The 13,062-nt window shown below is 54.1% G+C and carries 13 protein-coding genes; 8 read left to right on the top strand and 5 right to left on the bottom strand.

Annotated elements, in window-relative coordinates; all coding sequences use genetic code 11:
* Positions 1 to 132 precede the first annotated feature (132 nt).
* Together argC and leuD are read left to right on the top strand one after the other, a co-directional pair.
* Positions 133 to 1,080 carry an N-acetyl-gamma-glutamyl-phosphate reductase gene (gene argC / locus G512_RS0103760; protein ID WP_028480551.1) on the top strand — a complete coding sequence of 316 codons (948 nt, stop codon included), beginning with the start codon at positions 133 to 135 and terminating at the stop codon, positions 1,078 to 1,080.
* 43 nt (positions 1,081 to 1,123) lie between these two features.
* Positions 1,124 to 1,729 carry a 3-isopropylmalate dehydratase small subunit gene (leuD, locus tag G512_RS0103755; protein WP_028480550.1) on the top strand — a complete coding sequence of 202 codons (606 nt, stop codon included), beginning with the start codon at positions 1,124 to 1,126 and terminating at the stop codon, positions 1,727 to 1,729.
* Between the two features lie 78 nt (positions 1,730 to 1,807).
* Here the strand turns inward: leuD and G512_RS0103750 are convergent, their stop codons facing one another.
* Positions 1,808 to 2,320, bottom strand: a complete 513-nt coding sequence (locus G512_RS0103750) for a cyclic nucleotide-binding domain-containing protein (RefSeq protein WP_028480549.1) — start codon at positions 2,318 to 2,320, stop codon at positions 1,808 to 1,810.
* 24 nt (positions 2,321 to 2,344) lie between these two features.
* Entirely contained in the window at positions 2,345 to 3,028 is a 684-nt protein-coding gene (locus G512_RS0103745; RefSeq protein ID WP_028480548.1) for a response regulator transcription factor, read from the bottom strand.
* A 175-nt stretch (positions 3,029 to 3,203) separates the two neighbouring features.
* On the opposite strand from G512_RS0103745, the gene G512_RS0103740 reads away from it, so the two are divergent.
* From G512_RS0103740 to G512_RS0103715, 6 genes are all read left to right on the top strand, one after another.
* A complete protein-coding gene (locus G512_RS0103740) occupies positions 3,204 to 3,758 on the top strand; it encodes a L,D-transpeptidase family protein (RefSeq protein ID WP_051268921.1) in 555 nt (184 codons plus the stop codon).
* A 125-nt stretch (positions 3,759 to 3,883) separates the two neighbouring features.
* Entirely contained in the window at positions 3,884 to 4,789 is a 906-nt protein-coding gene (dapF, locus tag G512_RS0103735) for a diaminopimelate epimerase (protein WP_028480546.1), read from the top strand.
* Positions 4,786 to 6,054, top strand: a complete 1,269-nt coding sequence (gene mtaB / locus G512_RS0103730; RefSeq protein WP_028480545.1) for a tRNA (N(6)-L-threonylcarbamoyladenosine(37)-C(2))-methylthiotransferase MtaB — start codon at positions 4,786 to 4,788, stop codon at positions 6,052 to 6,054. The genes dapF and mtaB overlap by 4 nt, the downstream gene beginning before the upstream one ends.
* A gap of 29 nt (positions 6,055 to 6,083) precedes the next feature.
* Complete coding sequence (gene ftsY, locus G512_RS0103725) at positions 6,084 to 7,463, top strand: signal recognition particle-docking protein FtsY (RefSeq protein ID WP_028480544.1); 1,380 nt, start codon at positions 6,084 to 6,086, stop codon at positions 7,461 to 7,463.
* Positions 7,464 to 7,627: 164 nt separating this feature from the next.
* Complete coding sequence (locus tag G512_RS0103720; protein ID WP_178378244.1) at positions 7,628 to 8,539, top strand: alpha/beta hydrolase family protein; 912 nt, start codon at positions 7,628 to 7,630, stop codon at positions 8,537 to 8,539.
* Between the two features lie 77 nt (positions 8,540 to 8,616).
* Positions 8,617 to 9,078, top strand: coding sequence for a methyltransferase family protein (locus tag G512_RS0103715; RefSeq protein ID WP_028480542.1), 462 nt, complete (start codon positions 8,617 to 8,619; stop codon positions 9,076 to 9,078).
* 34 nt (positions 9,079 to 9,112) lie between these two features.
* Here G512_RS0103715 and G512_RS0103710 read toward each other — a convergent pair whose 3' ends face one another.
* The 3 genes from G512_RS0103710 to G512_RS0103700 form a co-directional block, all read right to left on the bottom strand.
* Entirely contained in the window at positions 9,113 to 10,753 is a 1,641-nt protein-coding gene (locus G512_RS0103710) for an ABC transporter ATP-binding protein (protein WP_028480541.1), read from the bottom strand.
* A gap of 12 nt (positions 10,754 to 10,765) precedes the next feature.
* Positions 10,766 to 11,875, bottom strand: coding sequence for an ABC transporter permease (locus G512_RS0103705; protein WP_208974941.1), 1,110 nt, complete (start codon positions 11,873 to 11,875; stop codon positions 10,766 to 10,768).
* Between the two features lie 80 nt (positions 11,876 to 11,955).
* Positions 11,956 to 13,059, bottom strand: coding sequence for a microcin C ABC transporter permease YejB (locus G512_RS0103700; RefSeq protein WP_028480539.1), 1,104 nt, complete (start codon positions 13,057 to 13,059; stop codon positions 11,956 to 11,958).
* Positions 13,060 to 13,062 lie beyond the last annotated feature (3 nt).

Raw genomic sequence — 13,062 nt, 5'->3', positions numbered from 1 at the left:
TTGATTGAGACCCACTCAATGGCGACTTGAGCACACGCCGCTACACATTTGCGCAGCCCTGTATGACAATTCAGCTAGTTAAGTGTAAAAGGCTTGGAACAAGATTACCTCGAGCCAAGGAGTTGAGCTGCCATGACAGCACGTGTTTTCATTGACGGAGAAGCTGGAACGACGGGTTTGCAAATCCGTGAGCGTCTGGCTTGCCGACGTGATGTCGAACTGCTCAGCATTGATCCGTCCAAACGCAAGGATCTTGACGCACGCGCCGAGCTGCTCAACGCAGCGGATATTGCCATTCTGTGCCTGCCCGATGCGGCTGCAGTGGAAAGTGTCTCGCTCATCAAAAACACAACGACAAAAGTGATCGACGCCTCCACAGCACACCGCGTGGATCCCAACTGGGTTTATGGCTTTGCCGAAATGGCATCAGATCAAGAAGCCGCCATAGCTGGGGGACGGTTCGTAGCCAATCCCGGATGCTATCCGCAGGGCCTGATTGCCTGTGTGCGCCCCCTTATTGCCGCCGGGCTTCTGCCCGCCGACTATCCCGTCGTCATGAATGCCATCTCTGGTTACTCCGGTGGAGGGCGACAGATGATGGAAACGTACGAGGCAGAATACCACCCGGCCCCGTACATGCCATATGGTCTGACCTTCAATCATAAACACTTGCCCGAAATGCAACATTATTCCGGGCTTAAAGGAGCGCCGTTGTTTCAGCCGGCCGTAGGAAACTACGCACAAGGCATGGTGACCTCCGTGCCCCTGCAGCTTTCTACCCTGCCCCGCATTCCGAAGGCAGCCGAGCTGCATGCCGCCCTTGCCGACTACTATCCCTCAGGTCGTGGTTTTGTAGAAGTGGCGCCCCTTGAGCACCTAGATAAAACCCCAGAGCTTGATCCGGAGACGTATAACGGCACCAACATCATGCGCCTCCACGTTTTTGCCAATGACGACAAGGCGCAAGCCCTTCTGATGGCAGTCTACGACAATCTGGGCAAGGGCGCGTCTGGCGCGGCAATACAAAACTTGAACCTGATGCTGGGCATCGACCAAAAACAAGGCCTATCCGCGGGATAACCCGTTAGGCTCATCATTCCAGAGATCCGAGGAGAACCTGCTCGTGGAAAAATTCGACAAATTGACAGGGGTTGCGGCCCCGTTGCCGCTGGTAAATATCGATACCGATATGATCATCCCAAAGCAGTTTCTGAAAACGATCAAGCGTACAGGGCTCGGCACGGCATTGTTTCATGAACTGCGCACCAACGAGGATGGATCCGAAAATCCTGATTTCGTACTGAACAAACAAGGATATCGAGACAGCAAGATCCTCGTGGCCGGAGATAATTTCGGCTGTGGTTCCTCACGTGAGCACGCGCCTTGGGCTCTTCTGGACTTTGGTATCCGTTGCGTGATCTCGACGTCCTTTGCCGATATCTTCTACAACAACTGCTTCAAGAACGGCATTCTTCCGATCGTCGTAACACCCGAAGAGCATGAAAAACTACTTGATGATGCTTCGCGGGGTTCAAACGCGACACTGACGGTGGATCTGGAAGCACAGGAAATTCGCGGACCGGATGGGGGCGCCATTCATTTTGAAATCGACAGCTTTCGCAAACATTGTCTGCTGAATGGTTTGGATGATATTGGGCTGACACTCGAAAAGGCCGCTCATATTGACGCACACGAAGACAAGATGGCCCAAAGCCATCCATGGCATTAAGCCTCTGCGTCGTCATTTAAGAGAGTGTTTGAAAAAGAAACCCCGGAGATGGCTTCGGGGTTTTAACGTGTCTGCGTGTCAATCAGACTTACGGCGCTTTGCGTTTTCTTCCCGCCGCGCCGTATCAAGTCGCTCAACGTAGTCCAACCGTGTAGCAACGCGCTGCAACGCCTCAGTCGTTTCGGTGAACTTCGCTGCCCGCGTTCGAAGCAATTCTACAGCAATCTCGGGGAACTCATTGAGCATGCGAGCGAACAAAGCGCGGCGAATGCGGATCAACGTCGTGTCCTCTACCGCGACAGCTCGCACAGGTCGAAAACCCTCAGCAAGCAGGGCGCTTTCTCCCAGCAAAGTTCCCTTGCCAAAGGTTCCATGCTGCACAGCATGATCGCCCATGCCCGTTTCAAGCCGCACAGACCCTTCAGAAATGACCAGCCCGCCTTCGGCTCTTTCCCCCTCTTCAAACACATTCCTGCCCTTGGGCACAGACATGCTTTCAGCGCTGAAGGCCAGCAATCGCAGCTGGTCTTCAGAAAACGTGGAAAGCATGGGCACGCGTTTCAGGACGCTTATGTCATTTGCAAGACTCATAGCTTTGAATTACTCGGGAACAGCCTAAGGCACAAGCTTATATCCACCAGCCTCGGTTACCAACAGCTCAGCATTCGAAGGGTCGCGCTCCACTTTTTGGCGTAAACGGTAGATGTGGGTTTCCAACGTATGCGTTGTCACGCCTGAGTTATATCCCCAGACTTCATGGAGGAGCACATCGCGTGTCACGGGCTTTTCGCCCGCACGATAAAGGAACTTCAGAATCGAGGTTTCCTTTTCGGTCAACCGCACCTTGGCGCCGTTGTCTTCCACCAGCACCTTTGCGGAGGGCTGAAATGTGAACCGTCCGATGGTGAAAACCGCGTCTTCGCTTTGTTCATGCTGGCGCAGGTGGGCGCGGACGCGCGCCAACAACACAGCAAACTTGAAGGGCTTGGTGACATAATCATTGGCCCCTGCTTCCAGGCCAAGAATGGTATCACTGTCTGTGTCATGGCCAGTCAACATGATGATGGGTGCGCGAAAGTCACTTTTACGCAACAGCTTCACAGCCTCACGACCATCAATATCGGGTAGCCCCACATCCATGATAAGCAGGTCGAAATGATCGTTCTTGGCAACCTTCAAACCTTCGGCTGCCGTCGCCGCCTCAACCGTTTCAAATTCCTCATAGAGGGAAAGCTGCTCCACGAGCGCATCACGAAGGTCATTGTCGTCGTCAACGATCAGTATTTTGCGTGCAGTCATCAGTTCACCCTTGGACTATATTTATAGTTATACTAACCTGAGCAAACGAGAAAAAGCTCGAAAAAATCAGCCCTTAAACAAGATTGCGCCATAAACTCTGTTTCACGCCGTGGTGAAGAGAAAGTTATTCCAAGGCGCAATTACCTTGTTCTTGCCGAAAGCACCCTGCCCATACATGTTGCCTATTACCGTCCCGCTCAATTCAGAAAACCCGCAAATCCTACGCGTGCGCTCAGTAGGTCCTGAGCCGCATCATGGCGAACTGGCTTTCGGTGAGCTCACTTTTCCGTGTGCCTTGGGGAAATCCGGCATCAGTCGCCGTAAAACAGAGGGCGATGGCGTGACACCTGTGGGACGGTTCGAACTGCTGAATGTCTACAGCCGGCCTGACCGCGTCCAACTGGACCCGATATATCTGCCACATGATTCGCTGATACAGAACGCGGGATGGTGCGACGCGCCAGACCACCCCTGCTACAATCGGCCGATCACGGTGCCGTTTGACGACAGTCATGAGAAGATGTGGCGGGAAGATCGTCTCTACGATGTGGTCGTTGTCATGAACTACAACATGTACCCGGTCGTGCCGGGTGCTGGCAGCGCCGTGTTCTTTCATATTGCACGTGACGGTTACCCGCCGACGGCCGGATGCGTTGCCATCTATCCGGAACACATGCAACAGCTTCTCGCAGTGATCAAGCCGGGGGCGATAATGCAGGTTGAAGGTTGACCATCGTCTCATGACCTAACGTCATATGGCGCTTGTTTTGTGATGGCTTTGCCCCTAGAAATCCGAGCGTTTTTCAGCCATATAGGGCGCTCGACCTTGAATCCGGCAAACAGGTAGCTTGCACAATGGCGCAAACGCGCATTCCATTTTTGAAGATGAACGGCTTGGGCAACGATTTTGTCGTGTTTGATGCGCGGCAAGAGCCACTTCACCTTTCGCGTGAACAAATTGCAGCCATTGGCGATCGCACCTCCGGGATCGGGTTTGATCAAATGATTACCGTCGAAGCATCCCCGGCGGGCGCTGGCGGATTCATGCGGATCCATAACCGTGATGGCAGCCAGGTTGATGCATGCGGCAACGCCACACGATGCATAGGGCGCCTGCTCATGAGCGAAGCTGATGCTCCATCAGTCTCCATAGAAACGAATGCAGGGCTGTTGCAGGCATTTGCGACAGCCAGCGAGACGCGGGTGAGCGTGGATATGGGCAAACCGCGCTTCGAATGGCAAGACATTCCACTTGCAGAAGAGTTTGCAGATACGCGCAGAATTGAATTGCAAGTCGGGCCGGTCGATGACCCTGCGCTGCATTCACCTTCGGTTGTCAATGTCGGCAACCCCCATGCCATATTCTGGGTGGACGATGTAGAGGCCTACGAACTGGAACGTTTTGGTCCACTTCTGGAGAACCACCCGATTTTTCCAGAACGCGCCAACATCTCACTGGCACATGTATTTGCACCAAATGAAATTCGCCTGCGGGTATGGGAGCGCGGTGTCGGCTTGACCGAGGCATGCGGAACAGCGGCGTGCGCGACGGGCGTTTCTGCAGCCCGTCTGGACAAGACAGGACGCCAGACCACAGTTCATCTGCCGGGTGGGCAGTTGGAAATCAACTGGCGGGAGGACACCGGCCACATCTTCATGACCGGTGAAACAATGATAGATTTTGAGGGGCTGCTGGACTTGGACAGCCTCACCTACGAGAAGACCGCAGCGGGAGACGCGGTTGCGGAGCCAGCAAATTGAGTATTGATGTCGTAACATTCGGATGTCGTTTGAACGCCTATGAATCCGAAGTGATGAAGCGCGAGGCTGAGGCGGCCGGCCTGAAGGATGCGGTGTTGATAAACACTTGCGCGGTTACCAACGAAGCTGTGCGACAGGCCCGCCAGTCGATCCGAAAAGCACGCCGGGAAAATCCGGAGGCAAAGATCATCGTCACGGGCTGCGCCGCACAAACAGAAAGCGCCACTTTCGCCGATATGAACGAAGTGGACCTCGTGCTCGGCAATACAGAAAAGCTGGAGCGGGCATCTTATGGCCGCGTGGCACAGTTCGGGATTGAAGAAACCGAAAAGGTCCGGGTCAACGACATCATGAGTGTGCGGGAAACAGCCGGACATCTGATTGATGGACTGGAAGGCCGCGCACGCGCATTTGTACAGGTGCAAAACGGATGCGATCATCGTTGTACGTTCTGCATCATTCCCTACGGCCGTGGTAACTCTCGCTCTGTCCCCATGGGCGTGGTCATTGATCAGATCAAGCGTCTAGTTGACAACGGCTATGGTGAAATTGTTCTTACCGGAGTCGATATCACCTCCTATGGGTCAGACTTGCCCGGTACGCCGACACTGGGCTCACTGACTGCCAAAATCCTCAAGCTGGTACCCGACCTGAAGCGGCTGCGCCTGTCATCCATCGACAGCATCGAAGCCGATGACGCCTTGATGGAAGTGATCGCCACAGACCAGCGTTTGATGTCTCATTTCCATCTGTCTTTGCAGGCCGGGGACAACATGATCCTGAAGCGCATGAAGCGCCGCCACCTGCGAGAGGACACAATAAAATTCTGCGAGGATGTGCGGAAAATGCGCCCGGATGTGGTATTCGGTGCGGATATAATTGCCGGATTCCCGACGGAAACCGAAGAAATGTTCGAGAACACGCTGCGCATCGTTGATGAATGTGGCTTGACCTATCTTCATGTCTTTCCGTTTTCGCCCCGCCCCGGCACTCCAGCGGCGCGCATGCCGCAGATGGATCGCGCAGTCATAAAGGAGCGCGCCGCACGCTTGCGTACAAAGGGTGAGGAAGCCGTGCTGCAACACTTGAAATCAGAACTGGGAAAAGAGCGTGAAGTGCTGGTTGAAAAAGAGGGGCTGGGACGAACGGAACTCTTCACAGAAGTGGAACTTGACGCGAATACGCCAGGCTCCCTTGTCAAAGCACGGATTAAGGGTCATACCCATAGACATCTGATTGCCGAAGTCATTGGCAATCCGCTCTGATTTTTGTTTCTAAAGGACTGCAGTAGGGTATGAGCGAGAAAAAGTCAGGTTTCTTTTCACGCCTGTTTGGCGGCAAAACGGAAGAAAAGACGGCTGACGAGCCGGCACTGGACACGCTGGACAGTCAGGACCCTGCACCGCAGACGGATGAGGCGCCAATCGATGCGGATGAGACCTCCGCAGCCGAGGTTTCAGAAGTCGAAGCGCTTCCCACCGGTGCTTCGCCAAGTGACGCGACAGACGCTTCGCTAGACAGCGAAACTCCCGAATATGACGAAACCTCTGAAGCATCTGCTGAATCAGAGACAGCCTCAATTGTAGAAGTGAGCGCTGACAACACGATTGGTCAATCAGAAGAATCTGAAGGTTCTTCTGTACTTGTCGAAACCGAGAGCGCACAGCAAGCTGAAACGGCGGAAGCAAAGCCAGAAGCCGAAGGCGCTGAGGAAACCGAAGAACCTCGGCAAGACCTGAACCAAGAATCTGAAAAGCTCTCTTGGTTCCAGCGCCTGAAGGCCGGGCTTTCTCGCTCTTCCAACGCTTTGACAGAAGGCATTACCTCCATCTTCACAAAGCGGAAGCTGGACGCGGAAACCCTTGAAGAGCTCGAAGATATTCTCATTCAGGCGGATCTTGGCGTAGCTACGGCCATGACCATCACGGAACGATTGGCAGATGGGCGTTACAACAAGGAGATCTCCGGCGAGGAAGTGCGCCAGATTCTTGCCGAAGAAGTTGAAAACGTTTTGGAACCGGTCGCACTCCCCCTCAATCTGGACACAGGGCACAAGCCCCACGTGGTACTTATGGTCGGTGTGAACGGCACCGGCAAAACCACCACGATCGGCAAACTGTCTTCCAAACTCGCCAGCGAGGGCAAAAAGGTGATGCTGGCCGCAGGAGACACCTTCCGCGCCGCAGCCGTCGAGCAGTTGAAGATCTGGGGAGATCGCACAGGCGCCGATGTCATAGCCCGCGACACGGGCGCCGATGCGGCAGGTCTGGCTTTTGATGCAGTCAAGCAAGCTATTGAAACCGATGTAGACGTTCTTCTGATTGATACGGCTGGCCGCTTGCAGAACCGCTCCGAACTGATGGACGAACTCCAGAAGATTATCCGCGTGATAAAAAAACAGGTTCCAGAGGCACCGCACACCGTCCTTCTTACGCTGGATGCCACCACGGGCCAGAATGCACTCAATCAGGTTGAGATTTTCGGCAAGGTCGCAGGCGTAACCGGACTTGTGATGACCAAACTGGATGGAACTGCCCGCGGCGGTATTCTTGTCGCCATTTCCGCCAAGCACGGGTTGCCTGTGCACTTCATTGGCGTGGGCGAGGGCATGGATGACCTTGAGCCGTTTTCGGCAAAGGAATTTGCCCAAGCCATCGCAGGCATGGCCGAATAACCCTATTAAAGCGTGAAGCACCCTGACGTTAAATGAGGCGCATACTGCCACTTACATTACGGCATCATTGACTCCCCCAACTTGCGCCGCTTTCAGCTGTAGCTAGTATATGGCGTGAGTTCTTAAGCTATTTTCACAAGAACTGCTTTTTAGGGAGTTTCCTCATGCAATCGCTCTTTGCCAAAACCACCATGGGCGTCGCGACGCTCGTGGCTGCAACCCTTATGACGCTGACAACCAGCAGTGCAGCCGAAACCATCGTACGATTTCCATCGGCGGGGCAAGAGATCGTCGGTACACTTGAAACAACCGAAACCGCTACGAATGCACCCATCATCCTGATGCTTCACGGTTTTACCGGATCGCGTGATGAACTGCATGTCAAAGACACCGAAGAAGGCGTTTTTTCACGCATGGCACGACAGTTTGCGGAAAGAGGCTTCAACAGCCTACGCATCGATTTTCGCGGCTCAGGAGATAGCGCAGGTGATTGGGCTGACACTACATTTTCCAGCCAGATTGCAGACGCCGCCTCTGCCATCGACTGGATCAAGTCCCAGGACGAGTTCATGGATTCGCGTGTCGTTGTTTTGGGATGGAGCCAAGGGGGGCTCGCCGCTGCCCATGCGGTTCAAGAGAACGAGCTGGTAGATGCGGTTGTTCTGCTGGCACCGGTCACCCACCCCCTCATGACCTACAGCGGCCTATTGGGTCTTGATAAGGTCAAGGCGGCTCTCGAAGAGCCTGCGGACACGCCTATCACGGCGCAACTCCCTTGGGGCGCTGAAACCACGTTGAAGGCTGCATTTTATCAAGAAATGGTGCGAACCTTCCCTGTAGCCGCCATTTCCGGCTACCCAGGACCGCTGCTTGTGGTCATGGGTGATCGAGATCAGGTCGTTGCCCCACAGCCCTATGCTGGCGAAGCCTGGATGAACTACCATCATGGCGATGAAAAGCTCATTCTTCTTGATACGGACCATGTTTGGAGTGCACCGGAAGGGCCTGAGGTCATCGATCAGCAACTTGTTCCAGAAATCACGGCCTGGATTGGCAATGCACTAGCCACCGACTAAAGCGTTCATACGCCTTGCATTTTTGAAAAGCCTGCTTCTATTGTGGAGGCAGGCTTTTTCTTTGGCATGGCTCCATTATGAAATTTTTAGAACTTAAAGTTCCGCCGGTCGTTGTTGGTGGTATCTGTTTTGCCCTCATGTGGGCGCTGGCGATCAGCATTCCCGGATATCCGCTACCACAATCCGTCGCGCTATTGGGACTGATCCTGTGTGTCATGAGTGGCAGTGCCTTGGGCATCGCCGGTCTGTTGGAGTTTCGCCGGGCCCAAACAACCTTTCATCCACACCATCCGGAAGACGCACGACAGCTGGTGACCTCTGGTGTTTACCAGTATACCCGCAACCCCATGTACATGGGGTTGCTTCTCATGCTGTTGGGCTGGGCAATCTTTCTATCCAGCATGGCTTCATTCACCGGCCTCATCGTGTTTGTGGCCTATATGAACCAATTTCAAATCACCCCGGAAGAACGCGCGCTGAAAGCAAAGTTTGGCAGTGACTACGACGACTATGCACGTCGTGTACGTCGCTGGGTCTGACCCCAAGCCCTTCACTCAAGTGTGCCAACATTGGTCACTGCGAGATGGCGGAGGTTTCTACCGCCTCCATGCGGAAGGCTGCAGCCATCAATGCCTTTGTGTACTCCGTCTCGGGCTGGTCAAAGATCTTGTCGGCCGACCCCGATTCCACAACCTGTCCTGACTTCATGACGATCACGTCATTGGCAAGTGCACGGACCACTTTCAAGTCGTGAGAAATGAACAGATACGCCAGATCGTGGGCCTTTTGCAAATCGCGCAGTAGATCAACAACTTGGGCCTGAACACTCATATCCAGTGCCGAAGTCGGCTCATCCAGCATCACGAATTTCGGCTCAAGTACCATGGCTCGAGCAATGGATATGCGTTGGCGCTGTCCACCAGAGAACTCGTGGGGATACCGGAAACGGCTGGACGGATCGAGCCCGACTTCATCCAGAGCCTTGGCTACACGATAATCACGCTCAGCGGGTGAAATGGATGGCCAGTGAACTTTAAGCCCTTCGCCCACAATGTCGGCCACCGACATACGAGGGGAGAGCGCACCAAACGGATCCTGAAACACGATCTGCATGTCACGGCGACGTGGGCGCATGTCTTTCCATGACGCCTGTTCGATGTTGGCCCCTTGAAAGCGAATAGCGCCTTGCGACGAAATCATGCGCAGTATCGCAAGTCCCAAGGTTGTTTTGCCAGAACCGCTTTCGCCGACAATTCCGAGCGTTTGCCCTTCTCGGAGGGTCACGTCAATGCCATTGACAGCCTTTACATGATCCACCGTGCGGCGCAAGAAACCGCGTTTGATTGGGAACCAGACCTTCAGGTTCTCGGTCTCAATGATAATGGGCTTTGTTGCATCTGTTCTTGGCGGCTGGCCCTTTGGTTCGGCTTCCAACAGATGTCGTGTATAGGGGTGTTGCGGCGCCTCAAAAATCTCCGTGGCCGTACCGTGCTCGACGATTTTCCCCTGTGTCATCACACAAACGCGATCAGAGATTTTCCGAACAATACCCAAGTCGTGTGTAATGAACAGCATCGCCATGCCGGTGCGCTGTTGCAGTTCCTTCAAGAGTTTCAGGATTTGCGCCTGCACCGTAACATCCAGCGCGGTGGTCGGCTCATCCGCAATCAAAAGGTCCGGCTCATTTGCAAGCGCCATCGCGATCATGACACGCTGGCGCTGCCCGCCGGACAGCTGGTGCGGGTAGCTTTGTAGCCGCGTTTCCGGGTTTGGAATACCGACCTGGCTCAGCAGCTCCAGTACGCGCTCGCGAGCCGCGGTGTCGCTCAGTCCACGGTGGATCTTGAGTATCTCCGACACCTGCTTCTCGACGGTGTGCAGAGGGTTCAGAGACGTCATCGGCTCCTGAAAAATCATGGAGATGCGATTGCCGCGGACCTTGCGAACGTCATCATCCTTGGCGGTAAGCAAATCCTTGCCCTCAAACAGGATTTCACCCGTTGGATGGCTCGCGGCCGGATACGGAAGCAATCGCAAGACGGACAAGGCAGAGACAGATTTTCCAGAACCGCTTTCACCAACAAGGGCGAGTGTTTCGCCTTTTCCGATAGAAAATGAAATGCGATCCACGGCGGTCGTGTCCGCGTCACCCTGCGCGAACGCGACGGAGAGATTGCGGACATCCAGCAAAGGGGATTGGTTTGTTTTGGTCATGGCGCCGCTCCCCTATTGATAGCTCTTACGTGGATCGAAGGCATCGCGCACGGCTTCTCCGATAAAAATAAGCAATGACAGCATGATCGACAACACGAGGAAACCGGTAATGCCAAGCCAGGGCGCTTGTAGATTGTTCTTGCCTTGGGCCAGCATTTCACCGAGCGAAGCGGACCCCGGCGGCAAGCCGAAACCAAGGAAGTCGAGGGCGGTCAAGGTTGAAATGGAGCCGTTCAAGATAAATGGCATGAAGGTCAGGGTCGCCACCATGGCATTGGGCAAAAGGTGACGCCACATGATGACAGGATTGGAAACGCCCAGCGCGCGGGCAGCAGATATGTATTCGAAGTTCCGGCCACGCAGGAACTCTGCTCGTACCACGCCGACAAGCGCCACCCATGAGAACGCCAGTAATATGGTAAAGAGAACCCAGAAACCCGGTGCTAGCACAGAGGAGACAATCAAGATCAGATAGAGCGTGGGAATTGCGGTCCAGATTTCGATAAAGCGTTGAAAACCAAGGTCAATCCAACCGCCGTAGTAGCCTTGAACCGCACCTGCTGCCACACCGATGACCGAAGAAGCAAGAGTGAGCGCAAGACCAAACAATACGGATATTCTGAAGCCGTAAATTAACCGTGCCACGACATCTCGGCCCTGGTCGTCCGTGCCTAGCCAGTTGAAGTTCCCTGAAACACAATTTGGATCGTCCACACCCATTGGATAGCGCGAACAGCGCTCCTGCTTATCCATCATCCAAGAGGGCGGCGCAGGTGCAGGCACCGGTATCTCGTTATTGACCGTGCGATAGGAATACCGGATTGGCGGCCAGATCATCCAGCCATTTGCGTTGATTTCATCCTGAATGAAGGGATCCCGATAGTCAGTTACCGCTAGAAAACCGCCGAATTTTTCTTCCGGATAGTCAACGAAAATTGGCGCAAGAAGCTCCCCTTTATAGGAAACGAGAATGGGCTTGTCGTTTGCCAGAAATTCGGCGAACAACGCCAACACAAACAGCACCATGAAGATCCAGAAGGACCAGTAGCCCCGCTTGTTCGCCTTGAAGTTTTCCAACCGACGTTTGTTGATCGGCGACAAGCCTTTCCGCGGTGGTGGCATCGTTTCTTCGGCCAGAGGAGCGATGGTCTCGTACCCCTGTTTTTCCAGTCTGTTCTGCAGTTCTGTATCCATATCCGCTGTCAGACCTCCCGGCTTTCAAAATCAATGCGCGGGTCAATCCAGGTGTAGGTCAGATCCGATATAAGGTTCACGACCAGACCCAGCAGCGAGAAGATATAAAGTGTGGCAAAGACCACCGCATAGTCACGGTTGATGATCGATTCAAAGCCCAATAGCCCAAGCCCATCCAGTGAGAAGATGGTTTCGATCAACAGCGAGCCGGCAAAAAACGCCGAAATGAACGCGCCAGGGAACCCCGCAACAACGATGAGCATAGCGTTGCGGAACACATGCCCATACAGCACCTTGCGTTCTGTCAGCCCCTTGGCGCGGGCTGTTTGCACGTACTGTTTGCGGATCTCATCTAGGAAAGAGTTTTTCGTTAAAAGCGTTGTGGTGGCAAAAGCTGAAAGAGCCATGGCAGTAAGCGGCAAGATCAGATGCCAGAAGTAATCGATGATCTTTTCCGGCCACGACATATCTGCCCAGCCTTCAGAAGTGAGGCCGCGTAGTGGAAACCAATCGAAAAATGACCCACCAGCAAACAGCACAATCAACAAAACGGCAAACAGGAAACCCGGGATCGCATAGCCGACAATGATGACACCGGAAGTCCAGACATCGAAGGAACTACCATCCTTGACTGCCTTGCGAATGCCCAGCGGAATGGAAATGCTGTAGGACAGCAGCGTCATCCAAAGGCCCAGTGAAATCGAGACAGGCAGTTTCTCCACGATGAGATCAACCACCGCAATGTCACGAAAGTAGCTCTCGCCGAAATCAAAGCGCATGTAGTCCCAAAGCATCAGGCCAAAGCGTTGAAGGGGAGGCTTGTCAAATCCGAACTGGGCTTCCAGCTCCTTGATGAACTCCGGATCCAGCCCTTGTGCGCCGCGATACTTTGAGTTGATCCCCTCACCGCCAACCGCTTCGCCAGCGCCAGCCATGTCTCCGCCGCCTCCGGAGATGCGTGCCGTAGCAGAGACGTCATTCCCCTGCAATTGGGCAATCACCTGTTCCACCGGGCCACCCGGCGCAAACTGAATGATGATAAAGTTGATTGCCATGATGCCGATCAGGGTCGGTATCATCAAAAGCAATCGACGCAGAATGTAAGCGCCCATATG

It is taken from the genome of Pseudovibrio exalbescens DSM 16456, assembly GCF_000422785.1.
Classification (GTDB): Bacteria; Pseudomonadota; Alphaproteobacteria; order Rhizobiales; family Stappiaceae; genus Pseudovibrio; species Pseudovibrio exalbescens.
Note: the sequence above shows the minus strand (reverse complement) of the source record. Positions and strands in the feature narration are given on the sequence as shown.